This is a genomic window from Pseudomonas frederiksbergensis (assembly GCF_003732705.1).
GTDB classification, from domain to species: Bacteria; Pseudomonadota; Gammaproteobacteria; order Pseudomonadales; family Pseudomonadaceae; genus Aquipseudomonas; species Aquipseudomonas frederiksbergensis_F.
In genome coordinates this window covers 319558-345939 of sequence record NZ_MOBR01000041.1, presented here as the reverse complement: position 1 = coordinate 345939, position 26382 = coordinate 319558, and the positions used below count along the sequence as shown (strand labels likewise).

Annotated in this window: 21 protein-coding genes and 2 pseudogenes; 8 read left to right on the top strand and 15 right to left on the bottom strand. The window is 57.3% G+C overall.

Features of this window, described 5'->3' with window-relative positions; genetic code table 11:
- The first annotated feature begins 149 nt into the window (after positions 1-149).
- On the top strand, positions 150-1214 hold the full coding sequence (gene fba / locus BK667_RS29140) for a class II fructose-bisphosphate aldolase (RefSeq protein ID WP_054044249.1): 1065 nt from the start codon (positions 150-152) through the stop codon (positions 1212-1214).
- 115 nt (positions 1215-1329) lie between these two features.
- Here the strand turns inward: fba and BK667_RS33165 are convergent, their stop codons facing one another.
- Together BK667_RS33165 and BK667_RS33750 are read right to left on the bottom strand one after the other, a co-directional pair.
- Positions 1330-1746, bottom strand: coding sequence for a hypothetical protein (locus BK667_RS33165; protein WP_148060171.1), 417 nt, complete (start codon positions 1744-1746; stop codon positions 1330-1332).
- A gap of 404 nt (positions 1747-2150) precedes the next feature.
- Positions 2151-2252 (bottom strand): annotated as a pseudogene (locus tag BK667_RS33750) (transposase); the annotation flags it as partial.
- A gap of 834 nt (positions 2253-3086) precedes the next feature.
- Here BK667_RS33750 and BK667_RS34095 point away from each other — a divergent pair.
- Positions 3087-3173: pseudogene (locus BK667_RS34095) on the top strand (class II fructose-bisphosphate aldolase); the annotation flags it as partial.
- A gap of 153 nt (positions 3174-3326) precedes the next feature.
- On the opposite strand, the gene BK667_RS33160 reads toward BK667_RS34095, so the two are convergent.
- Complete coding sequence (locus BK667_RS33160) at positions 3327-3908, bottom strand: hypothetical protein (RefSeq protein ID WP_123514775.1); 582 nt, start codon at positions 3906-3908, stop codon at positions 3327-3329.
- A 224-nt stretch (positions 3909-4132) separates the two neighbouring features.
- A complete protein-coding gene (locus tag BK667_RS29130; RefSeq protein ID WP_123599637.1) occupies positions 4133-4822 on the bottom strand; it encodes a transposase in 690 nt (229 codons plus the stop codon).
- 237 nt (positions 4823-5059) lie between these two features.
- Here BK667_RS29130 and BK667_RS29125 point away from each other — a divergent pair, with 237 nt between their 5' ends.
- Together BK667_RS29125 and BK667_RS29120 are read left to right on the top strand one after the other, a co-directional pair.
- Positions 5060-5464, top strand: a complete 405-nt coding sequence (locus BK667_RS29125; RefSeq protein ID WP_123513259.1) for a hypothetical protein — start codon at positions 5060-5062, stop codon at positions 5462-5464.
- A gap of 385 nt (positions 5465-5849) precedes the next feature.
- Positions 5850-6314, top strand: a complete 465-nt coding sequence (locus BK667_RS29120; RefSeq protein WP_123599636.1) for a hypothetical protein — start codon at positions 5850-5852, stop codon at positions 6312-6314.
- Between the two features lie 151 nt (positions 6315-6465).
- Here the strand turns inward: BK667_RS29120 and BK667_RS29115 are convergent, their stop codons facing one another.
- Complete coding sequence (locus BK667_RS29115) at positions 6466-6756, bottom strand: fructose-bisphosphate aldolase (protein WP_123599635.1); 291 nt, start codon at positions 6754-6756, stop codon at positions 6466-6468.
- A 599-nt stretch (positions 6757-7355) separates the two neighbouring features.
- A complete protein-coding gene (locus BK667_RS29100) occupies positions 7356-8024 on the bottom strand; it encodes a polysaccharide lyase family 7 protein (RefSeq protein WP_123513254.1) in 669 nt (222 codons plus the stop codon).
- Positions 8025-8346: 322 nt separating this feature from the next.
- Here BK667_RS29100 and BK667_RS29095 point away from each other — a divergent pair, with 322 nt between their 5' ends.
- The 3 genes from BK667_RS29095 to BK667_RS29085 are packed head-to-tail and all read left to right on the top strand — an operon-like array spanning position 8347 to position 11315.
- Complete coding sequence (locus BK667_RS29095; RefSeq protein WP_123513252.1) at positions 8347-10470, top strand: putative bifunctional diguanylate cyclase/phosphodiesterase; 2124 nt, start codon at positions 8347-8349, stop codon at positions 10468-10470.
- A gap of 45 nt (positions 10471-10515) precedes the next feature.
- Positions 10516-11007 carry a M48 metallopeptidase family protein gene (locus BK667_RS29090; RefSeq protein WP_123513250.1) on the top strand — a complete coding sequence of 164 codons (492 nt, stop codon included), beginning with the start codon at positions 10516-10518 and terminating at the stop codon, positions 11005-11007.
- Between the two features lie 11 nt (positions 11008-11018).
- On the top strand, positions 11019-11315 hold the full coding sequence (locus BK667_RS29085) for a winged helix-turn-helix domain-containing protein (protein WP_123513248.1): 297 nt from the start codon (positions 11019-11021) through the stop codon (positions 11313-11315).
- A 208-nt stretch (positions 11316-11523) separates the two neighbouring features.
- Here the strand turns inward: BK667_RS29085 and BK667_RS29080 are convergent, their stop codons facing one another.
- Positions 11524-11976, bottom strand: a complete 453-nt coding sequence (locus tag BK667_RS29080) for a GNAT family N-acetyltransferase (RefSeq protein WP_123599632.1) — start codon at positions 11974-11976, stop codon at positions 11524-11526.
- Positions 11977-12232: 256 nt separating this feature from the next.
- On the opposite strand from BK667_RS29080, the gene BK667_RS29075 reads away from it, so the two are divergent.
- Positions 12233-12970 carry a substrate-binding periplasmic protein gene (locus tag BK667_RS29075; RefSeq protein ID WP_123513243.1) on the top strand — a complete coding sequence of 246 codons (738 nt, stop codon included), beginning with the start codon at positions 12233-12235 and terminating at the stop codon, positions 12968-12970.
- A 125-nt stretch (positions 12971-13095) separates the two neighbouring features.
- Here the strand turns inward: BK667_RS29075 and yccS are convergent, their stop codons facing one another.
- The 8 genes from yccS to betB form a co-directional block, all read right to left on the bottom strand.
- Positions 13096-15279 carry a YccS family putative transporter gene (gene yccS, locus BK667_RS29070; protein WP_123599631.1) on the bottom strand — a complete coding sequence of 728 codons (2184 nt, stop codon included), beginning with the start codon at positions 15277-15279 and terminating at the stop codon, positions 13096-13098.
- 298 nt (positions 15280-15577) lie between these two features.
- Positions 15578-16756 (bottom strand): BaiN/RdsA family NAD(P)/FAD-dependent oxidoreductase, encoded by a 1179-nt coding sequence (locus BK667_RS29065; RefSeq protein WP_123599630.1) that lies wholly within the window; start codon positions 16754-16756, stop codon positions 15578-15580.
- Between the two features lie 132 nt (positions 16757-16888).
- Complete coding sequence (dbpA, locus tag BK667_RS29060; protein ID WP_123513237.1) at positions 16889-18274, bottom strand: ATP-dependent RNA helicase DbpA; 1386 nt, start codon at positions 18272-18274, stop codon at positions 16889-16891.
- Positions 18275-18331: 57 nt separating this feature from the next.
- Entirely contained in the window at positions 18332-19759 is a 1428-nt protein-coding gene (gene mdtD / locus BK667_RS29055) for a multidrug transporter subunit MdtD (protein WP_123599629.1), read from the bottom strand.
- Between the two features lie 146 nt (positions 19760-19905).
- Complete coding sequence (locus BK667_RS29050) at positions 19906-21243, bottom strand: TldD/PmbA family protein (protein ID WP_123599628.1); 1338 nt, start codon at positions 21241-21243, stop codon at positions 19906-19908.
- Positions 21243-22685: a TldD/PmbA family protein gene (locus BK667_RS29045; protein WP_123599627.1), complete on the bottom strand. Its 1443-nt coding sequence runs from the start codon at positions 22683-22685 to the stop codon at positions 21243-21245. The genes BK667_RS29050 and BK667_RS29045 overlap by 1 nt, the downstream gene beginning before the upstream one ends.
- 257 nt (positions 22686-22942) lie before the next feature.
- Entirely contained in the window at positions 22943-24646 is a 1704-nt protein-coding gene (gene betA / locus BK667_RS29040) for a choline dehydrogenase (protein ID WP_123513227.1), read from the bottom strand.
- 190 nt (positions 24647-24836) lie between these two features.
- Positions 24837-26309: a betaine-aldehyde dehydrogenase gene (gene betB, locus BK667_RS29035; RefSeq protein WP_123599626.1), complete on the bottom strand. Its 1473-nt coding sequence runs from the start codon at positions 26307-26309 to the stop codon at positions 24837-24839.
- Between the last annotated feature and the right edge of the window lie 73 nt (positions 26310-26382).

Genomic DNA, 26382 nt, shown 5'->3' with positions numbered 1-26382 from the left:
GCTTCTACAGGTAATCGATGGCTCGTAGAGATTTAGGCAACACCGAATGAGCGGACCGGACCAACCCCCGATCTGCAATAACTTGAATAGCCGCCGCCGCTACGGCAGGCTGGCACGATTAACGACCCAAACCGGGAGAGACACACACAATGGCACTTATCAGCATGCGCCAGATGTTGGACCACGCAGCCGAATTCGGCTACGGCGTTCCAGCCTTCAACGTCAACAACCTTGAGCAGATGCGCGCCATCATGGAAGCCGCTGACAAGACTGACTCCCCGGTGATCGTCCAGGCTTCGGCCGGTGCTCGCAAATACGCAGGCGCCCCGTTCCTGCGTCACCTGATCCTCGCGGCAATCGAAGAATTCCCGCACATCCCGGTGTGCATGCACCAGGACCACGGCACCAGCCCTGACGTCTGCCAGCGCTCCATCCAACTGGGCTTCAGCTCGGTGATGATGGACGGTTCCCTGGGTGAAGACGGCAAAACCCCGACCGACTACGACTACAACATCCGCGTGACCCAACAAACCGTGGCCATGGCTCACGCCTGCGGCGTTTCGGTAGAAGGCGAGCTGGGCTGCCTGGGTTCCCTGGAAACCGGCATGGCCGGTGAAGAAGACGGCATCGGCGCCGAAGGCGTTCTGGATCACAGCCAAATGCTCACCGACCCGGAAGAAGCCGCTGACTTCGTCAAACGCACTCAGGTCGACGCCCTGGCCATCGCCATCGGCACCAGCCACGGCGCCTACAAATTCACCAAGCCACCTACCGGCGACGTGCTGGCCATCGACCGCATCAAAGAAATCCACAAACGCATCCCGAACACCCACCTGGTGATGCACGGCTCGTCCTCCGTGCCACAAGACTGGCTGGCGATCATCAACCAGTACGGCGGCGACATCAAAGAAACCTACGGCGTGCCGGTTGAAGAAATCGTCGAAGGCATCAAGCACGGCGTGCGCAAGGTCAACATCGACACCGACCTGCGTCTGGCATCCACCGGTGCGATGCGTCGCCTGATGGCTACCAACCCTAGCGAATTCGACCCGCGCAAGTTCTTCGGCGCGACCGTGACGGCAATGCGTGATGTGTGTATTGCTCGTTATGAAGCGTTTGGTACTGCGGGTAATGCTTCGAAGATCAAGCCGATCTCGTTGGAAGCGATGTATCAGCGGTATTTGAAGGGTGAGTTGAACGCTAAGGTTAATTAAGCCAGGGCGTTAAACAGCGTTGAAAAGAAACCCGCCGAGAGGCGGGTTTTTTGTTGGATTTATTAAAGGGTAAATTAAGTAATCTGTCCGCTTTTCTCCCCTGTGCCTCTACTTTTTATACTAATTCCCGCCAAGTTATAGTAGCTCCAAAGTATCGTTCGTGTAGAACTCTTGCTTTATTTGCATAAAGTTTTACTGAGTCTGGATTGTTGACGATGCTTTCATAGTTATCAGGTCGGTATTCAAGGTTGACTAGGAGTGTTAAGTCATCGGTGTAGTTTGGTGATTGCATATATGTTTCGCGTTCTCGGCCAGCTAGTGCAGCAGCATCTTCCTTAGCCTTGTTTTCCGCTGCAATACGCTGAGATCCGGCTGCGGCTAGATCTTGGATGTATTGTGTCGGATTCAAAGGTCCAGAAAAATAACCGCCCAGGCCATTGCATCCGCAAAAAACATAGTTTGCATCCGCACGGCATTGACACCCTACCGGATGCAAGATGGATGGTGCAGTCCAACGGTAACTTCCAGGCATGATGTTGACTCCTGTATGGTTTTAGGCAGAGAGAAATGAAAAAGGGGACGAATTTAGTAGTCTGTATTTTTCTATTCCTGTTTGTTACGTGTTCAATGCTAGAAAGCGTCAGCTTTATTGGCATCTGTAAGAAATGACAGTTTTTAAGAATGTTTTGTTATAGCTATAAAAGCTAAAAAATAGGTATTAAATAAATATGTTCCTTTTTTTTCTTTAGGGCAATAAAAGGGGACAGATTTATTTAATCTATCCCCTCTTCAAAATTATCCAGTCTATTTAGCTGGCCTGCCTCGTGTTCGTTGTGTTATTCGCAATCCGGTAATCGCCTCAATCTCATCGGTAAATCTCGCATTGCCAGTAAGTTGTCCGCGTTAAATAAAAGGGGACAGATTTATTTAATCGTGTTCGAAGTCGTTTGCTGCAGCGAAGACCACTTGCTTGTTGTGACCGCGCTGCACGACGTGATGCGGATAATTGGGTAATACGATGCGTGCTGTTCTAGGCATATAGCCACCTACTTCCATGTATGTTTCGGGAAGCGTAGAAGAGGGAGCAAAAAAATAATCAACGCGGTGTGTTGTACTATTTTGAGTCATAACCCATTGCTTTGTTATCGCAAAACTGTATTGCGAACTGTTATTTCTTACAGGTGCTTTGTGGAGGTGTTTTGTTTACGTTGAGGTGCCGGGAGGATGAATAAATAAATCCGTCCCCTTGTTTCTCCTTTTTCTCCGAGGTGGGTTATGAAAAAGTATTCAATTGCATTGCTTCTGCTTTTAGGTGTGTCCGGTATAAGTATGTCGACGTTTGCTTACTATTCGAGTCGGCCCGCTTATCATAATGACGGTTTACATTCAAAATCAGTGTTTGATATCTGTAAAAAGAAGTCGGCAGATGACCACAGCTGCGATGTAAAATAGATAAATTAAAAGGGGACAGATTTATTTAACCTGAAGAGGTGCGCAATGATGAGTACACGAAAAGCACAACCTGAAGATACAAACAAACCAGCAAGTCCGCAGAAGCAACCTGTTGATTCAGGGGCGGCGCAGGGCACGTTCAAAAACTCGAAAGGGCCTGCGCCTTTCACGCTTCCAAAAGAGTCGGAATAAAAAACGCGCTAATAAAAACCCGCCGTCGTGCGGGTTTTTTAATGGCTGAAAGATTATCGCGATAGTTAATGTGTACCGAACCGAACCGAAGCAGAGGAGGCAAAAAAATAATCAAAGCCGTCTGTTGTAAGGATTTTAGTCATAGCCAATAGCTCTGTAATCGCAAAACTGTATTGCAAACTGTTATTTCTTACAGGTGTTTTGTGAGGGCGGCTTGTTTACGGTTAGGGGCAAGGAGGACGGGTAAATAAATCTGTCCCCTTTTCTATGTATCAGCGTTACCTCAAAGGTGAGTTGAACGCGAAGGTTAACTAAGCCTGGGCGTTAAACAGCGTTGAAAAGAAACCCGCCGAGAGGCGGGTTTCTTTTTGGGGATTAAAGGGCGGATTAAATAAATCTGCCCCCTTTGTTCCCATAAACAAACCCGCCATTAGGTAGGTTTGTTTGCTGCTATTAATCACATGGGGTTTAGTTGATATCTAGTGTATTTTTCTTCGTGTAACGCAATTTGAATGCAGCTATCCCCTGTGCGCTTTGTTTAATATTAACTTCAGCTGTATATTGATTGGTATAATCCACATTCGCTCGGGCACCTAATTCAACCCTCCCGTACCAAGCAACCAGATTTACGTCATTGCCGTCATCTGTTGACGTGCTAGCATCGATATCTACCCTGTTATGCTGCAGTCTGAAGAAATATTTAGGTTCTTTACTCGTGGAGATTTTCCCACTGCTTAGATCGGTACTTAGGTATTCACCTGTATACGGACCGTTACAGCATTGAATATGATAGGCATTAATCGCCTCTGGATCGGGGTCACTCGCTATTCTTTTGAATAAAAAATACGCAACCTTAACTCCAACGCAGGAGTTTACGAACAAGTTGCTCACGTCGACAAGATCTGCGCTTGGTACGGATGATGCTGCGGCTGGATTGCCAGTGTAGTAGCTGCTAATTTTGAAGTTTTGGAAGCACATAAACGCTTCTGGATTGCTGCCAGATACGTAAGCTACCCCTTTGAATGATTCAGCTTGGTTATATTCCGTCATGGTGTTCATCCTGAGTGAAGTTTAGGGGGGGAAGGGACAGAATTAATTATCTGTGTCTTTTTCACTTTTACTTGCTGCATGTTCAATGGTAGATAGCGTCAGCTTTATCGGCACCTGTAAGATATGACAGTTTTTAAGAGCTTTTTGTTATGGTTGTAAAAACTAAAGAATATAAAAAAAGGGGACAGATTTATTTAATCTATCCCCTCTTCAAAGTATCCAGTCTATTTAGTTGGCCTGCCTCGCATTCGTTGTGTTATTCGCAATCCGGTAATCTCCTCAATCTCATCGGTAAATCTCGCATTGCCAGTGAGTTGTCCGCGTTGAAGCGCCCCTCTAAGCAATTGCAGTTCTGATGAAGGAATCTCCTGCTCCATGAAGGAAGCGTAGCGCGCGAGGCGTTCGGTGGGGGTAGTGCCCAATTCATTAAGTGCAGGACTTTCATCCAGCCAGTTATCCACAGGAGATTCATTGAAGCGTAAGTGCAGGCTCGACCAAGGGTAGTCTGGCGCACGTTGCACAATCTTCGCTCGCATCGGGTTGAGTTCGATGTATCGGCTACAGGCCAGCAAGTAGGTATCGGTTTGTACGACGCTGGATTTGTAGCGGCTTTCCCACAGCGTGCCCGAACGACCCTCCAGTTTGTTCCGGCGCCGCGTCATCCGGCCCGCCAAGCTTTTCATCAACTGTCCGAGTCCACTCGCAGAGTCACCGGGCGCGAGTAACAAGTGGACATGATTAGTCATTAGGCAAAATGCATACACCTTCACATCGAAGGCGGTTTTGAGTTCTTGTAAGTCAGCCAGGTAGTGTTCGAAGTCGTTTGCTGCAGCGAAGACCACTTGCTTGTTGTGACCGCGCTGCACGACGTGATGCGGATAATTGGGTAATACGATGCGTGCTGTTCTAGGCATATAGCCACCTACTTCCATGTATGTTTCGGGAAGCGTAGCAGAGCGGCAAAAAAAATAACCTGATGGAAGTGTCGTAAGATTTTATGTCATAACCTGCCGCTCTGTTATCGCGAAATTGTATTGTGAACTGTTATTTCTTACAGGTGTTTTGTGGGGAGTGTTTGATTATGGTTAGGGGCAAGGAGGATGCATAAATAAATCCGTCCCCTTTTCTGTAATCACTTGCTGGATGAAAAAATGGAAATTAAAGATAGCGTCAGTAGTTCCGATGATTTGGTAATCGTATTCAAACATCCAAAATATGGTGAGCACACGTTGAACCTAGATGGGAAGGGTCTTTTGTCTAATGAGGCCGGATACTTTCATATTAATCCGAAGTATAGAGAGCTAGACGGGCACTCGTATTATATGGGGCTCAAGTTTAAAATTGATTTTGAAGTTGGAAAGACCTACACGCTAAACAAAAATGATGACTCCGTTACAGCGAGTTTGCAGATTGATCATATTGCCGGTGATACGCATGCCAGCGGTACGTTTCGTTTGTCAGAGGGTGGGGAGTTTCCAGTGGGGGAATTCAAGCTCTTTGAGGAAGATGTCTTTGCAGTAGAGGGAAGATTTGCGTTCAGGGAATTCAAGGAATGAGTCGTTGATGCTGGTCGGAAAGGAAAAGTGTGACGGAAAAAGCGGACAGAGGTATTTAATCGCTTCCAGAATAGTTGGAATAAAAAACGCGCTAATAAAACCCTGCCGTTGTGCGGGTTTTTTAATGGCTGGAAGATTGTCGCGATAGGTAATGTGTACCGAACCGAACCGAACCGAACCGAACCGAAGCAGAGGAGGCAAAAAATAATCAAAGCCGTCTGTTGTAAGGATTTTAGTCATAGCCAATAGTTCTGTTATCGCAAAACTGTATTGCAAACTGTTATTTCTTACAGGTGTTTTGTGAGGGTGGCTTGTTTACGGTTAGGGGCAAGGAGGATGGATAAATAAATCTGTCCCCTTTTCTAAAAATTAATGGAGGTGTTATATGTCGTCTAACAATGTGACTCGTGCCTTGATCGGAGGTAAGTTGACTGCAACATTGCGTATGGAGGAGAGCCATCCCGGTGAGCGCGAATTCGTTGCGAAGTACGAGCCTTTTGAGGATAAGCGGTTAGTTGGTACTTATCTCAATGCTCCCGAAGAATACCGCCTGGATGTTCATGCTTATCAATATGTTCCAGACGAAGAGGTTCAATTTTTTCATGACGATATTATATTTGGTTTTAGTAAGTTCTTGCCGATCGGTAGGTATGAGCTGCCGCACGATGATATAAAGATAATCGCTGATTATAGATTTTCGGAAGGATATTGGCAGGCTGAAGCTGGATATTTATTCCTGGCGGGGATCGATCCAAGCGGTTTTCACGGTAGTTTTGTAGCCTACAAAAATGAAAATAAAAAAGGACCAGCGATGCTGGTTGGGGCATTTAACTTTGAGTTTGCAGAGTAAGAGTAAGGCGTGAAGAGGGTTGGAGTGGCAGGTGGCGCAAATAAGGAGTTGTTGTTGGTTGGTCAAAAAAATAACTCCAGTTTTTCTTTTGTTGAGCATTTTCAGACCGCCAGAACCCGCCCGACGGCGGGTTTTGACGTGGAATGAGGCATTAGCCCTTTGGCATATCAAACCCACGCTGCTCAATCACCTTAAACACGTCATGCACATCCCGGAGCAGGATCAAGGCGATGTTGGTGACGGTGTTGATGTCGTTTTCGGCGTAGTCCGGCAGGCTGGTGCAGGCCATGAGGTTGAGGTATTTGACGACGGCGTTGAGGCGTTCGCTGACGCAGTTGTGCAATTCGCGGATCGGGGCGTCGCTGTCGATTAGGAGGACGGGGTAGTCGGTGGCGAATTGGGACATGGGGGTGAAGCGGCGCGGTGGGTTGTTAATTGTCATAAGTAAAACTCCTCGAATCTAAAAGAAGAGCTACTTCCGTTCGCTGCGAAACGAGTTGGGTGGTAGCTGTGTGCGGGTTCGCAGACCGAGGATACGAGGAACCCGGCAGACCCGAAGGTCTCCCACACACAGCCACCATAAAACGGACTACGAGCGCTGATGCGATCGTCGTTGCTTTTATGATGCTCGGTTACACGTATCGGTAGGGCTGCGAAACCCTATCGCCGACTGCTGTCAGCGACGGGGCGAACTATAAGCGGCGACTTTGATGGCTGCAACCGCACCGTAGGACAACGCATAACCCTTGTGGCGAGGGAGCTTGCTCCCGTTCGGTGGCGCAGCCGCCGCGAAACCGGGTGCTGGAGTGGAACTGTAGGAATGCGCTGGCAGGTGGATGGGGCTGCTTCGCGGCCCGGCGGGAGCAAGCTCCCTCGCCATAAAGGCATTATTCCCACGCATTTTTCGGAAGCACAGTGATTGAGATCGTTCCCACGCTCTGCGTGGGAATGCCTCTTCGGACGCTCTGCGTTCGGCTTCTGAATGGAACGCGGAGCGTCCCGGGCTGCATTCCTTTGCTGCGCGTGGGAACGAGCGGAAGGTCACTTATCGTGATCAATATCCAGTTTGCTGAACGTCACTTTTCCGCCTTCGCTCGTATACCCGGTGTGGTCCTGCACATACACGCCCGCCTTGAAATACAGCGGCTTGTCGCGCCATGTCGCGCTGATGTTCGAATCCCACTGATACCCCGCCGCGCTGATGCCCAGTTGTCCGCCAGGGCTCAGGTGAAGGAGGTAGGAAAACTCCTGATCCAGTTTCACGCCGGTGGCGATGGTGATGACCCGGCCTTCGCCGTCGTCGGGGTGCATGCGCACTTTGGCGACGATGTTGCCGGTCTGGGTGCTGGTCTTGAATTGGTATTCAAGCTTGATCAACGGTTTCTGACTTTCATAGGCGTGGATCTGGCCGATGACGATTTTGCCGGAGCTCGGCACCTGGTTAACCGCCAGTGTCGCGCGCAGGGAGTTGTCGGCATCGGTGTAGAGCCAGTTGCGCAGGGTGCCATTGCTGTAGGTTTCGCGAAGTTCGGTGCGGGGGTATTTGGCGTTTTCGGTTTTGGAGCCGGTGACCGGGGACCAGAAGAACAGGGTGCCGGTATCGGAGTGGAAGTATTGGTCCTTGAAACCCTTCACCAGTTTGGCTGTTTCAACGGTGTAAGGCGGATTGCCGACAGGAACACTGAGGTTCCATGTTGCGAGATCGATCATAGACAAAGCTTCCACGAATTCATGCTGCACGCACGTGCCAGAAGCTCTAGCACGGGCCTTGGAGGGCAGTCTTTATAAGCGTAGTCGGCTTCTTTGTTAATGCCCGTCTGGCAGATGATTGACGCCAACATCCTGTCAAAAAGCCATCCTTCCCGGTTTCAGGGGGCTGTAGAGCCGACCGTTAGTCGGCTTATGGACGCTTTGGTTAAATGATGGCGTGATGACACCTACTGCTTTTCCGGATCCGGGTCTAGAGTGAAGGCGTAGAATTTGTCCGGTTTTCACGAGAAACCGGCCTGTCGCCCCGAACAAGAGAAGCAGCATGGAATGCGCGCAACCCACGCCAAGTGAAGGCAGCTCTGTCCTATTGATCGTCGATGATTACCCTGAAAACCTGATCAGCATGCGCGCCTTGTTACAGCGCCAGGATTGGCAGGTCATGACCGCCGCCTCGGGCTTCGAGGCCCTCAGTTTGCTCCTTGAACACGAAATCGACCTGGTGCTGCTGGACGTGCAGATGCCGGGCATGGATGGTTTTGAAGTCGCGCGGTTGATGCGCGGCAGTCAGCGCACCCGCCTGACCCCGATTATTTTCCTGACCGCCAACGAACAATCCCAGGACGCCGTGATCAAGGGCTACGCCAGTGGCGCGGTGGATTATCTGTTCAAACCCTTCGACCCGCAGATTCTCAAGCCCAAGGTCCAGGCGTTGCTGGAGCATCAGCGCAATCGCCGTGCGCTGCAGCGCCTGAGCCACGATCTGGAGGTCGCCAGGGCCTTTAATGCCTCGGTGCTCGACAATGCCGCCGAAGGCATCCTGGTGGTGGGTGAGGACGGCCTGATTCGATTTGCCAACCCGGCGATGTCGCGGCTGCTCAATGCCACGGTCAAAGACTTGCAGGGCAAGGAGTTTCTGGACTTCCTGCAAAAACCGCACATTCCGGTCTGGGCCGATTCCGACCTTTTTAACGGCTACAAACGCGGCGAGACCCTGCGCCTGCACGATGCGCTGTTGCGCACAGCACCGGGCCAACAGGTGCCAGTGGCGTTGTCCTGCGCGCCGCTGCCTTCCGAGCAACACGCGATGGTGGTGACGGTGCTGGATATGTCGGTGGTGCGTCACTTGCATCAGCAACTGGAGTTTCAGGCAGTGACCGATCCGCTGACCGGGCTGCTCAACCGCCGGGGTTTCCACCAGACCGTGGAAAACCTGCTGCTGCGCGGCGAACGTTCCGACAGCGCCTGGGTGCTGCTCTACCTGGACCTGGATGGTTTCAAACGGGTCAATGACTCCCTCGGCCACGATGCCGGTGACCGGGTGCTGCGCTGGGTGTCCGAGCAGTTGAAGGCCTGCCTGCGGCCCTTCGACATTCTGGCGCGCATGGGCGGTGATGAATTCACGGCGCTGCTGGACCTGGAATTCCCCGAGCAAGCGGCAAAGATTGCCGAGAAATTGATTGAGCGGGTGTCGATCTGTCAGCAGATCGAAGGCCTGGACATTGCCCTCGGCGCCAGTATCGGCATCGCCACTTACCCGGATTGCGGTTCCAACCTCGACGGGCTGCTGCGGGCGTCCGACATTGCGATGTACGAAGCCAAACGCGCCGGACGTCAGCAATATCGTTTTTACGATCACGAAATGAATGGCCGGGCGCGCTCGCGTTTGATGCTCGAAGAAAGTGTGCGCAGCGCCATCGAGAATCGCGATTTCAATCTGGTGTATCAGCCACAAGTGGCGATCAATGGCGGGCAGATTCGTGGTTTTGAAGCGTTGCTGCGCTGGCAGCACCCGAGCGTCGGCGATGTGCCGCCGGGGCTGTTTTTACCGTTGCTGGAGGAGGCGCGGTTGATCAGTCGCCTGGGCAGCTGGATTTACCATCGCAGTGCCAAGCAGCGTAAAGCCTGGGATACCTTGTTTGCCGAGGACTTGGTGCTGGGGGTGAGTTTGAGCAGCACGCAATTTGGCATGCCCAACCTGGTCACTGAGTTGCGGCAAACCCTGGAACGCCATGAGTTGCAGCCGCGCCAGATAGAAGTTGAGGTCACCGAAGAAGCGCTGATGATCAACCCCGATGAAACTCGCAAGCAACTGCGCTTGCTGCGCAATCTGGGGGTACGGGTGGCGCTGGATGATTTCGGTTCGGGGCCGTGTTCGTTGGCGCATCTGCGGGATCTGGAACTGGACACGCTTAAACTCGATCGGCATCTGATCGCGCGATTGCCGGAGTCTTCCCGGGATGCCTCGCTGGTACGCACCGTTATCGATCTGTGCAAGCAATACGGCCTGCTGGTCATCGCCGAAGGGGTGGAAACCGTGGCGCAATATGACTGGCTCCAGGCCAATGGCTGTGAATACGTGCAGGGGTTTTTGGTGGCGCGACCGATGACCTCCGAGGATGCCGGTGAGTTTGTTCAGCCTTTCGACTGGAGCGCGCTGCCCCGCTGAATTCGCTACACTGGCGACCTTTTCATGATGCATGTTGCCCGCCCAATGACCGCGTTGAAATACCTTCAGGCCTATCCCGCTGCGTTGCAGGACCAGGTGCGCCAGTTGATCGCCGACGGTCGGCTGGGCGACTACCTGGAACAGCGTTATCCGCAAAAGCATGGCGTGCAAAGCGACAAGGCGTTGTACACCTACGCCTTGGACCTGAAGCAGGAATACCTGCGTAACGCCCCGGCCATCGACAAGGTGTTGTTCGATAACCGCCTGGACCTGACCCACCGCGCCCTCGGCCTGCACACCACGATTTCCCGGGTGCAGGGCGGCAAGCTCAAGGCCAAGAAAGAAATCCGCGTGGCGTCGCTGTTCAAGGAAGCGCCGTCGCAGTTTCTGAAAATGATCGTGGTGCATGAGCTGGCGCATTTCAAAGAGTCGGATCACAACAAGGCGTTCTACAAACTGTGCGAACACATGCTGCCGGGGTATCACCAGGTGGAGTTTGATCTGCGGGTGTATCTGACGTGGCGGGATATGCAATAAGGAGTGTCCGGATGGACGTCAGCAAGACCAAAAGCAGCTTCTACCGCCGGTTGTACGTGGCGTACTTGATCGATAGCGGGCTGGCCAGCAGCGTCCCGACCCTGACCGAAGTCACCGGCATGCCCCGGCGCACGGCCCAGGACACCATTGCGGCGCTGGCGGATCTGGATATCGTTTGCGAGTTCGAACAGGAAGACGGCGCGCGCAACCATGCCGGGCATTATCGGATTCGCGAGTGGGGGGCGATTGATCGGGGGTGGATCGAGCGCAATTTGCGGCAGATTAAAGCGGTGCTTGAATATCCCTGATTATCGGGTTTGCTTTGGATCGACCCCTCACCCCAGCCCTCTCCCCAGAGGGGAGAGGGAGCCGAACGAGTCGTTTTCTCCCGTTACATCGACCTGAAATATCGAGTCGAACTCAAGTTTGAAAAGCATGAAGATCGGCTCCCTTTCCCCCTCTCCCCTGTGGGGAGAGGGTTGGGGTGAGGGGTGGATTCCCAGCCAGGCACAAGACTCAAGAACGCCGCATCCCGATATGCGGAATGTCATCCTCCAGGTATTCCTCACCCGCCACCACAAACCCATACCGCCCGTAATACCCCTGCAAATGCGCCTGCGCCGACAAATAAATCGGCACCTCAGGCCAGCGCTTCTCAGCCTGCTTCAGCGCCTGTTCCATCATTCCATGCCCCAACCCCTGGCCCCGGCCTTCAGGCGCGGTCACCACCCGACCGATCACCACATCGCCGCCCTGCAATTCCGGGTCGAGCAAACGCAGGTACGCCACCAGCGTATCCCCGTTCCAACCCATCAAATGGCAAGTGTCACCTTCCAGATCCTGGCCATCGACGTCCTGATAGGCGCACCGCTGCTCGACGACAAACACCTCGGCGCGCAGTTTCAAAATGGCGTACAGCTGCTCTTTACCCAGATCGCTGTGATGTTTGCAGACCCACTCGATTGTCATCTTCACATTCCTTGAACAACGTCCTCCCGATACTAAGCGTCCCGAAGAAAGATGTCTCGATGGCGGAGAAATCTGTGACATAGGCCAAAATGCCATCATTCATTTCGCGCGGGGTTGTCTTCTTTGTGTAATCTGCAAGTCAGCGCTGTGCAGTGGCTTGAATGAGCTAAGGTTTAGTACCGCTACGTCGGTATTTGAGTCTTGGAGTTTGGCTGAAAAACACGTCGGGCAGCCCGCCCGCTAAGGATTTTCTAGCATGCCGCGATTGCATCGAGCTTTTGCTTTGATTGGATTGCTGTTGCTGACTCAGAACGCGGCGGCGGAAAAGTTGCGTCTGGTGGCCGATGCCTGGCCGCCCTTTACCGATGCCACGCTGGTCAATGGTGGCTTGGCCACGGACATCGTCAGCACCGCGCTGGCCCGGGCCGGCTACGCCAGCGATTTCGAGCAAGTGCCCTGGGCGCGAGCCTTGCTGGGCGTAGGGGAGGGCCGCTACGACGTGCTGGTCAACGCCTGGTACAACGACGACCGTACCAAGTTTGGCCAATTTTCCGATGAGTATCTGCTCAACCGCGTGCGCTTCATCAAGCGCAAAGACGCGCCCATCGAATACAACAACCTGCAGCAACTGCACACCTATCCGATCGCGGTGGTGCGCGGGTACGCCTACTCGCCGGAATTCGATGAGGATGCGGCGCTGCAGAAAATCCCGGTGCATAACTTCGCCATGGCCGTGCGCATGCTCGCGGCCGATCGGGTCAAGCTGACCCTGGAAGATGAGTTCGTGGCCCGCTACTACCTGGCCCGGGAGTCCTCCAAGGTGCGCAACTCGGTCGAGTTCTTGCCCAAGCCGCTGAGTGAAAACAGCCTGCACATTCTGGTCAGCCTGAAGAACCCGGCGCATGAGCAGATTGTGGCGGGGTTTGATCGGGAGATCGCGGCGATGAAGGCGGATGGGAGTTATGAGCGGCTGATGAAGCAACATGGGATGTAGGGCAGCGGCAGGTTTTGAGCTTCAAGCGGCAAGTGGGTTGGGGTGAATCCGTGATTTTCGGCACGACACAACCCGTGTAGGAGCAAGGCTTGCCCGCGAAGAGGCCCGCCCAGCCACCGCAAATCTCAAACCTCGCCCGTATCCTTGATCAAATGCGCCGCCAACGTGCGCAACGGCCCCAGCTGCCGGCAAATCAACGCCAACTGCGTCTGCACCAGCCGCTGCCCTTCATCAATCTCATCCGGCATCTGTTCCAGATCATTGGCCAGCGCTTCTTCCGCATCGCTCTGAATCGCAATCGGCAGCTTGCTGGCCAGACCCTGGGCGATTTCATCGATGCTGGCCGCCAGGCTCACCCCGGCACCTTCGATCAAATGCTCGCGCACGTCCGGTGGCAATTGCGTTTCGCGGTGCGCGCCGAGTCCTGACAAGTAGCTCAGCAACGTGTGGGACAGCACCAGGAAGCGGAAACCGACGTCCGCTTCCTTCCGGAAATGCCCCGGCTCCATCAGCATGTTCGCCAGCGTCGTCGACAGCGCCGCATCGGCGTTGTGCGCATTGCGTCGGGCCAGGCGATAAGCCAGGTCATCGCTTTTGCCGGCGGCGTATTGCTGCATGATCTGACGCAGGTAAATGCTGTTGCAGGTCAGGGTGTTGGCCAGCACTTTGTTCAGGCGACGACCCTGCCAGTCCGGCAGGAAGAGCAGTACCGCGAGCCCGGCGATCAGGCCGCCGACCAAGGTATCGAACAGGCGCGGCAGGAACAGCCCGTAACCGTCCCCCACCTGGTTGAAGCAGAACAGCACCATCAAGGTGATCGCCGCCGTCGCCAGGGTGTAGCGCGTGGTGCGGTTGATAAAGAACACCACCCCGGCGGCGATGGCGAAGCATGATTGCACCAGCGGACTCGGGAACAGATCGAACAGCGCCCAGGCCAGGGTCAGGCCGATGGCCGTGCCGATGATCCGCTGGCCGAGTTTGCGTCGGGTGGCGCCGTAGTTCGGCTGACAGACAAACAGCGTTGTAAGGATGATCCAGTAACCCTGGGACGGGTGGATCAAATGCACCATGCCGTAGCCGATGCTCAACGCCAGGGGCAAGCGCAGGGCGTGGCGGAACAGCAGCGAAGTCGGCGTCAGCTGCGTGCGCAAGCGCAGCCACACATCCTTGAGGTTGCGCGGCGAGCGGTCGAGCAGGCTGCTGTCGGTGGCGTCGGCGAGGGCGTCGGGGTTGCTCGCGTCGCTGAGCAAACGGTCCAGCGTGCCAAGGTTGGCCGCCAACGCGCGCAATGAACGCAACAGTCCGCGCCAGGCCGGGTTGCTCTGGATGCGCAGGTGTTCGAGGGAGGCGTGCAGGTCGCCCAGGGCTTCGGCGAAGCTGGCGTCATACACGAAGGGTTGGCGCATCTGGATCGATTCGGCCAGGGCGCGGCAGGCTTTGCCTTGCTGGCGCAACAGGCGCTGGCAGCGGAACATCACGTCGCTGTGGAAGAACGCGTCAGCCAGGGCGTTGTAAGGGTAGTGCGAAGAACTGGCGCGCTCGTGGATGTCCTGGGCGAGGAAGTACAGCTTCAGGTAGCGGCTGACCTTCGAGCCGGGGCGACCGTTGCCGACCCGGTGCAGGATGATTTCCTTGGCGACGTTCAGCGCGGCGACCACCCGACCGTTTTGCTGGGCCAGTTCCAGGCGCCGCGCTTCCACGTCCAGTTGCCGGATCGGCTCGAACAGCGATGATTTGAGTTTCAGGTACAAGCCCAATTCCCGGAACAACCGCGCCAGGCTCTGCTGCACCGGTTGGTTGGAAAACAGCGCCTGCCACAGCACCGAGAGCAAACCGTACCAGGCCGCGCCGGCCACCAGCAGCACCGGCTCGTGCCAGAAATCAGTCACCGCGCCGCCGCGCTGGTCCACGCCGATCATGGTGTAGACCGACAGGATCAGCGTCGCCGAGGCAATCGCGCCATAGCGTTCGCCCAGCGCCCCGAGCATGGTCAGGCCGAAAGCGGCCAACGCCAGGGCGATGATAAAGATGATGGGGTAGGGGAAGAGCAATTCGACGGAGAACGCGGCGACGCTGAAACACACCAGCGTCACGGCCAGGGCGTTGAGGCGGCCCTGCCAACTGTCGTCGGTCTCGGCCAGGGCGCTGGCGATAATGCCCAGGAACAACGGGATCAACAGCCCCATTTCATCCTGATACCAACAAACGGCCATGCTGCCGGTCAGGGCGATGAACACCCGCACGCTGTAGCTGAATTTATCCAGCGCCCAGAGGCGACGTAGAGACTGACTAAATGGGGTCGATGACATGAAGTGCGAGGGCCTTCCGAGGCGATGACGCTAAATTGAGCCAGTAATGACGCCGACGCAATGGCGCCGATCACATCTGACAGCAAAATCTGTTCCCTTGATGGTTCTGTGTTGTCTATTCGGACGCTTTCGCGGGCAAGCCTCGCTCCTACAGGTTCGTGCCATGCGCAATATCGCGTTCGACGCAAACCTGTAGGAGCGAGGCTTGCCCGCGAAGAGGCCGGTACATTCAACATCCATGTCGACTTTAAGACCGCCATCGCGAGCAAGCTTTGCTCCTACAGAGGGCTGTGTTGTGTCAGACGTATTGCGCAGCGGCGTAACCTGAAGCCCACGCCCACTGGAAGTTGAAGCCGCCCAAGTGCCCGGTGACGTCGAGCACTTCACCGATGAAGTACAGCCCAGGGCTTTTCAGCGATTCCATGGTTTTGGACGACACTTCATGGGTATCGACGCCGCCCAGGGTCACTTCCGCGGTGCGGTAGCCTTCGGTGCCGGCGGGGACGACTTTCCAGCTCGCCAGTTTTTCGGCGATGTCGGCGATTTCCGCGTGGGTGTACTGCTTCATCGGTTTGGAGACAAACCAGTTGTCCGCCAGCAGATTGGCCATCTTCTTGGTGAAGATTTCCCCCAGCAGGGTTTTCAGCTCGCTGTTTGGACGTTCGGCTTGCTGCTGTTGCAGCCAACTCGGTACATCGTGGTCCGGCATCAGGTTGATTTCCACCGTGTCGCCGGATTCCCAGAACGAGGAAATCTGCAAAATCGCCGGGCCGCTGAGGCCGCGGTGAGTGAACAGGATGTTCTCGCGGAAACTCTGCTCGTTGCAGCTCACCAGGCAGTCCACCGAGGTACCGGACAGTTCGGTGCACAACTCTTTGAGCTGATCGGTGATGGTGAACGGCACCAGGCCGGCGCGGGTTGGCAGCAAATCGTGGCCGAACTGCTTGGCCACTTGATAACCGAAACCGGTGGCGCCCAAGGTCGGGATCGACAGACCGCCGGTGGCGATCACCAGGGATTCGCAGGTGATTTGGCCGAGGGTAGTGTCCAGCAGATAGCCGCTTTCGAGCTTCTCGATGGTCTGGATCGAAGTGTCCAGGTGCAGGCTGACGCCGACCTGATCGCACTCGTTGAGCAGCATTTCGAGGATGTCGCTGGATTTGTTATCGCAGAACAACTGGCCGAGTTTTTTCTCGTGGTACGGCACGCCGTGTTTGGCGACCAAGCCGATGAAGTCCCACTGGGTGTAGCGCGCCAGGGCGGATTTGCAGAAGTGTTCGTTCTGCGAGAGGAAATTGCCAGGTTCGGTGTACATGTTGGTGAAATTGCAGCGGCCACCGCCCGACATCAGGATTTTCTTGCCGGCCTTGTTGGCATGGTCGAGCAACATCACCTTGCGCCCGCGCCCGGCGGCGGTCAGCGCACACATCAACCCTGCGGCGCCAGCGCCAATGATCACGACTTCGGTAGAGCGCAAAACGGTGTCCTCACACAATGATCGTTCCCACGCTCTGCGTGGGAATGCCGCCATGGACGCTCTGCGTCCGCCGTTATGTGACGCGGAGCGTCACGGGATGCATTCCCACGCGGAGCGTGGGAACGATCAGGTTCAGAGGATGCGCACGCGCAACGAGCGGCCCTTGATCTTGCCGTCGTTCAAGCGCTGCAACGCCTGTTTGGCGATGCCACGCTCAACCGCCACATACGCCTGGAAGTCGAAGATCGCAATCTTGCCCACCTGGGCGCCCGGAATGCCGGCATCGCCAGTCAGTGCACCCAGAATGTCGCCCGGACGCACCTTGTCTTTACGGCCAGCGCCGATGCACAGGGTGCTCATCACCGGCAGCAGCGGTGCGCCGCCCTGGGAGGTGAGGTTGTCGATCTGGTCCCAGTTCAACGGCGACTGCTGCAGTTTCTCGATGGCCTGGGCGCGGATGGCTTCGGACGGCGCCACCAGGCTGATTGCAATGCCTTTCTCACCGGCGCGACCGGTACGGCCAACACGGTGAATGTGGATTTCCGAATCGCGGGCCAGTTCGACGTTGATCACCATATCCAGCGCATCGATATCGAGGCCACGAGCGGCGACGTCGGTGGCGACCAGTACCGAAGTACTGCGGTTGGAGAACATCGCCAGTACCTGATCGCGGTCACGCTGTTCCAGATCGCCGTGCAGGCCGACGGCGGAAATGCCTTTGGACGTCAGGTGATCAACGGTTTCCTGAACTTGCTGCTTGGTGAAGCAGAAGGCCACGGTGGATGCCGGGCGGAAGTGGCCGAGTACTTTGGTCACCGCGCTCATGCGCTCATCCGGGGCGATTTCGTAGAAGCGCTGCTCGATCTGCGTGTCGTCGTGGAAGGCTTCGGCCTTGACGATCTGCGGGTTGCGCATGAACTTCGCGGCCAACTGCTTGATGCCGGTCGGATAGGTGGCGGAGAACAGCAGGGTCTGGCGACGTTCCGGGGTCTGGGCGATGATTTCTTCGATGGAATCGTAGAAACCCATGTCCAGCATGCGATCGGCTTCGTCGAGGATCAGGGTGTTCAGGCCATGCAGGATCAGCGAGCCTTTGCGCAGGTGCTGCTGGATGCGGCCCGGGGTGCCGACGATGATGTGCGCGCCGTGCTCCAGGGAACCGATCTGCGGGCCAAGGGACACGCCGCCGCACAGGGTCAGGACCTTGATGTTGTCTTCGGCACGGGCCAGACGACGAATTTCTTTGGCCACCTGGTCCGCCAGCTCGCGGGTCGGGCAAATGATCAGCGCCTGGCAACCGAAGAAGCGCGGATTGATCGGGTTCAGCAGGCCGATGCCGAAGGCAGCCGTCTTGCCGCTGCCGGTCTTGGCTTGGGCGATCAGGTCCATCCCTTTGAGGATCACCGGCAAGCTTTGCGCCTGGATCGGCGTCATCTCGGCATAACCCAAAGAGTCGAGGTTAGCCAGCATGGCGGCGGACAGCGGCAAAGTATTAAAAGCGGTGGCGATGGTGGTCACGGGACAGGCCTGCAAAACAAAATGTCGCGCAGTGTATCAGGCCCGTGGCCGTTGGCCCTAAGGTTCGATGTGTTCTTCCGGACGCTTGACGCGCCGTCCGTCTTCCTTTGAGAGTTGCGAGAAGATCGTCGCGGCCAGCATCGCCATGACGCCGACGGTCACGAAGGTCAGTTGGAACGCGCCCAAAACCGTCTCCACGCCATCGTTTCCAACCTCCGCCGTGAAACCGCCGAGCAGGGCGCCGGCACACGCCACACCGAGGCTCAAGGACAATTGCGCCACCACCGACAGCAAGCTGTTGCCGCTGCTGGCGCTGGCGTCGTCGAGGTCGATCAGGGTCACGGTGTTCATCGCGGTGAACTGCAAGGAGTTGATCGCGCCGGCAATCGCCAGCATCACCAGCAGCAGCCAATACGGCGTTTGCTCGCTGACCAGGCCCATGGCCGCCAGCATGATGCCCAGCGCCAACGTGTTGCCGGTCAGGATGATGCGATAACCGAAGCGTTCGATCAGCGGTCGCGCCACGGATTTGGCAAACATCGCCGCCGCCGCCAAGGGCAACATGCTCATCCCGGCCTGGGAAGGCGAATACCCCAACGCCACTTGCAGCAGTAACGGCACGAGAAAGGGCAGGGCGCCGCTGCCCAAACGGGCAAACAGGTTGCCGAGAATACCGACGGCGAACGTCCGGGTCTTGAACAGCGACGGCGCGAACAGCGGATTATCGATGTGTCCGGCCCGCAGCCAATAGGCGGCCAGACACGCCATGCCGCCGAACAACAGCAACATCACGCGAAGGTGCGGCAGGTGCAATTCACCGAGGCCTTCCATGGCGATGGTGATCAGCACCATCGCCGCGCCGAACAGCAGAAAGCCGAGGCCATCGAAACGGGTGCGTTCGCTGCCACGCAAATCCGGGATGAATTTCCACACGGCGTAGCAACCGATCACGCCGACCGGCAGGTTGATCAAAAAGATCCAGTGCCACGACAGGTACTGCACCATCCAGCCGCCGGTGGTCGGGCCGAGCAACGGGCCGAGCAGACCGGGAATGGTGATGAACCCCATGATCCGCACCAGCTCTGAACGCGGATAAGCCCGCAGCACCACCAGCCTGCCCACCGGCAGCATCAAGGCACCGCCCAAGCCTTGAATGATCCGGGCGCCGATCAGCATGGTCAGGGTGCTCGACAACGCGCAGAGCAACGAGCCGATGCTGAACAGCAGGATCGCGCCGAAGAAGATCTTCTTGGTGCCGAAACGGTCGGCGATCCAGCCCGAGGCGGGGATCAGCAAAGCGACGGTGAGCATGTAGGCGATGATCACGCCTTGCATGCGCAGCGGGTTTTCCGCCAGGTCCAGGGCCATGGCCGGCAGGGCGGTGTTGAGGATGGTCCCGTCGAGGGACTGCATGAAGAAGGCGATGGCGACGACCCACGGCAACCAGCGGGCGGTGACGGGGTCGAGAGCTGGGCGGTTGGGCATGGGACCTCATTTGATTTAAATGACGACGATGATCGTTCCCACGCTCCGCGTGGGAATGCATCCTGTGACGCTCCGCGTCACGCCTGCAATTGGGACGCGGAGCGTCCCGGGCTGCATTCCCACGCAGAGCGTGGGAACGATCTGGGTCAGAGGGTCAGGGTCAATCGGCTGACGAGCGCCCCCGGCAACAACGCCGATGCCGTCGCCCGCTGGCTGTAGGTGCTCGCCGATAGCAGCAACTCGCGCTCCTGGGTCAAGGCCTCCAGTTGCGAACCGAGCAAGCTATAGGCGCTGTCATCGAAACGCATGGTGCTGACCGGCGCCTGGATCTCGCCGTTCTCGACCCAGAACGTCGCAAACCGCGTCATGCCGGTCAGGCGTGCGGCGGGTTGGTCGGAGTAGTTCAAGTACCAGAGGTTACTGATGTACAACCCCGTGCCCAGTTGCTTGAGAATCTCGGCTTCCGGCAACCCGCCGGCCGCCATGTTCAATGCACTCGGCATTTCACCGCCACCCGCACCGTTGGCCGTCAGGCCATACTCAGCCGCGCTGCGCGAGCTGACCATTTGCGCGCCGGCCTTGCCTTCGACGATCAACCCCAAGTCGCTGCGCGGGTAACCTTCACCGGAAAACGCCGGGCTCAGGGAACCGCTGACTTTCTCATCGACGGACACTAGCGGGCTGAACGACTGATCCCCCGCGTAGAGCTTCTGCAACGGACTGTTCTTGCTGGCAATCGACTGCGCCGAAAAACCGCCCCAGCCGAGCATGTCCATGATTTCTTCCATGGCCGCCGGCGCGAGGTAAGCGCGGTACTGGCCCGGCGCCAAGGTGCGCAATGGCCGACCAAGAAACGCCAACTGCTCGCGCGCCTGGGCAAACCGCTTGGCAAAACCTTCGCTGTTCCAGTCGTGCCCGGCGTAACTGGCTTTCACCGCTTGGCCGTTGTCATGGAACAGGCTGAAGTCAAAGTTGAAGCTGTTGGCCTGATGCCAGCCGAACGCGCCCGAAGAACTGGCGAAACCGCGACTGATCGGGCCAGCCGCATAGAAACCCACCAAGTCCAGCCCTTCGGCGGCCTGGGTGATTTCAGCGACAACCTGCTCGGTGTCCGGCAGCGGATGGTCCTGCACGTTTTTGCTCTGCCAGCCGTTGTGGTTGAGCAGCAGGTAAGGATCTGCCGGTAGCAGCGGCAAGGTCTCGCGCAGTTGTTGCAGGCCTTCGGCCAGACGCTGGATATCGGTTTCGGCATCGCCGGACAGGGTGATGTGCAGGTCGGCGTGGCGTCCTTCGTTGATCAGTTTGAAACCGACGCTCGCCTGCTGCACCTGCCCGGCCTGACGCACCTTGGCGTGGTTGAAGCGCACGAAGGCCGAGGATTCGGCGGCGTGGCTGAGGGTGAATTGTTCCGGTTCTTGAATCGCCCCGCGCAGCCAGGTGACCAGCGCCTTGAAGGATTCGACCTGATTTTTTGAAGTGCTCATCAGGCATCTCCCCCAAACACATCCACATTGTTGAACACACAGGCTGGCGACGCATGGCCGACGCGGATCACCTGATTCGGCTCGCCCTTGCCGCAGTTCGGCGTGCCCAAAACCTTGACGGTGTTGGCGTCGCCGACGGCGCTGAGGCTTTTCCAGAACTGCGCGGAAATCGCCCGGTAGTTCGGGTTCTTGACCACGCCTTTGAGTTCGCCGTTTTCGATCAACTGGCCCCACTCGCAACCGAACTGGAACTTGTTGCGCGCATCGTCGATGGACCAGGAGCGGTTGGTGCGCATCAAAATGCCGTTTTCGATATTGCCGATCATCTGCTCCAGCGGTTGATCGCCGGGTTCGATGTTGAGGTTGGCCATGCGGTCGATCGGTGGGCGGTTCCAGCCGCAAGCGCGGCTGTTGGCCACGCCGTCCATGCCAGCACGGAATTGCGACAGCGCGCCGCCCAATGGCCGCAGCAACAGGCCTTCCTTGATCAGGAATTGCTTGCTCGCGGCGCTGCCGTCGTCGTCATGGCCGTAGCTGGCGAGCTGTTCGGGAATGTCCGGGTCGAAGGTCACGTTGAGCAGTTTAGAGCCGTATTGCAGGCTGCCGAAGTCCTCGGCCTTGACGAAACTGGTGCCGGCGTAATTGCGCTCATCACCGAGGATGCGGTCCAGTTCCAGCGGGTGGCCGATGGATTCGTGGATCTGCAGCATCATCTGGTCCGGCATCAACAGCAGGTCACGCGGGCCTTGCGGGGTGTTGGGTGCCAGCAGCAATTGCAGGGCCTGATCGGCAATTTTCGGCCCGGCGCCGACCAGTCCACAGCGGCTGATTACATCGAAACCGCCCTGTTGGCCGAAGTTTTCGCGGCCCAGGGTGCGGGTCTGGCTGTCGTTGCCGTCGTAGGCGGTGACTTCCAGGCTCGGGTAGACGAAACGCTGAGCCTGGCGCAGTTCGGCGCCGGCACTGCTGAGGTAAATCTGTTCAACGTTGGTGATGCCGATGCTCACCTGCCAGTTCACCAGCCGCTCGTCCTTGGGCACGGCGGCGGATTCGGCGCCGAGCAGTTGGTAGCAATCGCTCAAGGAAGGGAAGGGCTGGTCGAGGTTCGGCGACAGGTAGTCGGCGCGGTCGCTGGAAACGATCTGCGTGCTCAGGTCGAGCAAGGCGTGGGGCTTGAGGCGACGGGCTTGTTGCTCGGCCTTGTCCAGTGCGGCTTGCAGGCCTTGTTGCGACAGGTCGTTGGTCGCGGCGTAGGCTTCGACACCGTTGACCCGCACGGTCAGCATCGCGCCTTCGTCACGGCTCAGGCTTGGCGGTTCGGCGACATTCTTGCGCACCGACAGGTACTGGCCGGACTCACGTACATAACGCAGCGAAAAGAATTCAGCGCCCGTGCGCAAGGCAGCGAAGCGCTGCTTGAGCTGGGGGTGGAAATCGAACATTCGAAAACCTCCTTGGTCTGGAGAAGCGGCGTATCGGTACGGCGAGGGGGTGAAACGTTTGCGTGGCGCTAGATTAGGCCTGGGCGGGGGGTAGGATCAAGGGCGAAGCGGTGTGGGAAAGGATTACCGGGGTGTGTCAGGTAGAGATGTGTCGCCTGGTGAGACGCCTTCGCGGGCAAGCCTCGCTCCTACAAGGAAACACGATCCCCTGTAGGAGCGAGGCTTGCCCGCGAAGGCCGCACCGCGGTGTAACTGTCTTACTGCGCGGTAGGACTCACATCCCGCATCGGCTTGCCACGCACCGGTGCATCGCCGGCCACGAAGTAGGCGGCGGTGCTGCGCGGCAATGGCTGGCGGCCACGGATCTTGTCGGCGATTTTCTCGGCGATCATGATCGTTGGCGCGTTCAGGTTGCCGGTGGTGATGATCGGCATGATCGAGGCATCGACCACCCGCAGGCTCTGCATGCCGTGCACGCGGCCTTCAGCGTCAACCACGGCCATCTCGTCGGTGCCCATTTTGCAGGAGCAGGACGGGTGGAACGCGGTTTCGGCGTGTTCGCGGATGAACTTGTCGAGTTGTTCATCGGTTTGCACGTCGATGCCCGGGCTGATTTCGCGGCCACGGTAAGCGTCCAGCGCAGGCTGTTGCATGATTTCACGGGTCAGGCGGATGCCGTCGCGGAATTCCTGCCAGTCTTGCTCGGTGGCCATGTAGTTGAAGAGGATGCTCGGGTACTCGCGCGGATCCTTCGACTTGGCCTGAACGCGACCGCGGCTTGGCGAACGCATGGAACCCATGTGCGCCTGGAAGCCGTGCTCTTTCACACCGTTGCTGCCGTTGTAGTTAATCGCCACCGGCAGGAAGTGGTACTGGATGTTCGGCCAATCGAATTCTTCGCGGGTACGGATGAAACCGCCGGCTTCGAACTGGTTGCTGGCACCGATGCCGGTGCCGTTGAACAGCCACTCGGCACCGATGGCCGGCTGGTTGTACCAGAGCAGCGACGGGTACAGCGAAACCGGTTGGGTGCAGGCGTATTGCAGGTACAGCTCAAGGTGATCCTGCAGGTTTTCGCCGACGCCTGGCAGGTCGTGGACCACCGGGATGTCGAGCTTGTTCAGCAGTTCGGCCGGGCCGACGCCGGAGCGTTGCAGGATCTGCGGCGAGGCGATGGCGCCGGAGCACAGCAGCACTTCCTTGCGCGCCTTGGCTTCAACGCGCTCTTCGGCGGCGCCGATCAGGTAACGCACGCCGACCGCACGCTTGCCTTCGAACAGAATCTTGTCGGTCAGGGCGTGGGTGACGATGGTCAGGGTCGAACGCTTCTTGGCCGTGTCCAGGTAACCGCGAGCGGTGCTGGCGCGACGGCCGTTCGGCGTCACGGTACGGTCCATCGGGCCGAAGCCTTCTTGCTGGTAGCCGTTCAAGTCTTCGGTGCGCGGATAACCGGCCTGCACGCCTGCTTCAACCATCGCGTGGAACAGCGGGTTGTTGCCGGCCTTTGGCGTGGTCACGCTGACCGGACCGTCGCCACCGTGGTAGTCGTTCGGGCCGATGTCGCGGGTTTCAGCTTTGCGGAAGTACGGCAGGCAGTTCAGGTAATCCCAATCTTCCAGACCTGGCAGTTTCGACCAGTTGTCGTAGTCCATCGCGTTGCCACGGATGTAGCACATGCCGTTGATCAGCGAAGAACCGCCGAGGCCCTTGCCGCGACCGCATTCCATCCGGCGACCGTCCATGTGTGGCTCTGGATCGGTTTCGTACGCCCAGTTGTAGCGACGACCTTGCAGCGGGAACGCCAGGGCGGCCGGCATTTGTGTGCGGAAGTCGAAACGGTAATCCGGGCCGCCCGCTTCGAGCAGCAGGACGGTGACGCCTTCGTCTTCAGTCAGACGGGTCGCAAGTGTGTTACCGGCCGAGCCGGCACCGATGATGATGTAATCGTATTCTTGGGACATTAAATGCACCCTCTTTGAATGGTGGCAGGTCGAAAGTGCCTTGAGGCCTTGCGAGTGCTTCGCACTCGATCGCGGGCAAGCCTTGCTCCTACAGGTTGGCGTCGTGCACAAAACCTGCGGCAACTCCCATTCCTGTAGGAGCATGGCTTGCCCGCGATGACGGCATCACAGGCGACGCATATCTGGCGTCTTAGAAAACCGAGGCGTAATCGCCCAGTTCGACCTGTACCGATTTGATGCGTGTGAAGTTGTTCAGCGAAGTGATCCCGTTCTCGCGGCCAACACCCGACTGCTTGTAGCCGCCGACCGGCATTTTCGCGTCGGACTCGCCCCAGGCGTTGATCCAGCAGATACCGGCTTCCAGTTGATGAATCACGCGGTGGGCGCGGTTCAGGTCTTTGGTGACGATGCCGGCGGCCAGGCCGAAGTCGGTGTCGTTGGCACGACGGATCACTTCTTCTTCGGTGTCGTAGGTCAGGATCGCCATCACCGGGCCGAAGATTTCTTCGCGAACGATGGTCATCTCGTCGGTGCAGTCGGTGAACACGGTCGGTGCCACGAACGCGCCTTTGGCCAGGTCGCCTTCGGTCAGACGGGAGCCGCCGCACAGGACGCGAGCGCCTTCTTCCTTACCTTTGGCGATGTAGCCCAACACGCTTTCCATGTGGGCGAAGCTGACCAGTGGGCCGAAGTTGGTGTTTTCGTCTTCCGGGTTACCGATGCGGATGCGCGCAACGCGCTCGGCGATCTTGGCTTCGAAAGCAGCCTTGAGGTGAGTCGGTACAAACACGCGAGTGCCGTTGGTGCAGACCTGACCGGAGCTGTAGAAGTTGGCCATCATCGCGGTGTCGGCGGCGCGATCGAGGTCGGCGTCGTCGAAAATGATCAGCGGGGATTTGCCGCCCAGTTCCATGGTCACTTCTTTGAGCGAAGAGCTCGAAGCGCTGGCCATGACCTTCTTGCCGGTGTCGGTGCCGCCGGTGAAGGAGATTTTTTCGATGCGCGGGTGCTCGGTCAGCCAGGTGCCGACTTCACGGCCGCTGCCGGTCAGAACGTTGAACACGCCCGCCGGAACGCCGGCTTCGGTGTAGATCTCGGCCAGTTTCAGGGTGGTCAGTGAGGTGACTTCACTTGGCTTGAAGATCATCGCGTTACCGGCCGCCAGGGCCGGTGCGGATTTCCACAGGGCGATCTGGATCGGGTAGTTCCACGCGCCGATACCGGCGACGACGCCCAGTGGCTCGCGACGGGTGTAGACGAACGACGTGGTGCGCAGCGGGATTTGCTCGCCTTCGATGGCGGGCACCAGGCCTGCGTAGTATTCCAGCACGTCAGCGCCGGTGACGATGTCGACGTACTTGGTTTCGGAGAAGGATTTGCCGGTGTCCAGGGTTTCCAGGGCGGCCAGTTCATCGTTGCGCTCGCGCAGGATGTCGACGGCGCGACGCAGGATGCGCGAACGCTCCATGGCGGTCATCGCAGCCCAGATTTTCTGACCCTTTTCGGCGCTGACCACTGCGCGTTCGACGTCGTCGAATGTCGCACGCTGTACTTTTGCGAGGACTTCACCGTTAGCCGGGTTGATGGCTTCGAAGGTGGCGTCGCTGCTAGCGTCGGAGTAACCGCCATCGATGTAGAGTTTTTGCAGTTCGAAACGGGCCATAGTGTCCTCGCAAGTGCATAAGTGGTTGGCGTTGGTCACCGGGTGCCGTGGAGCGTTGGCGGTCGGTGACGGT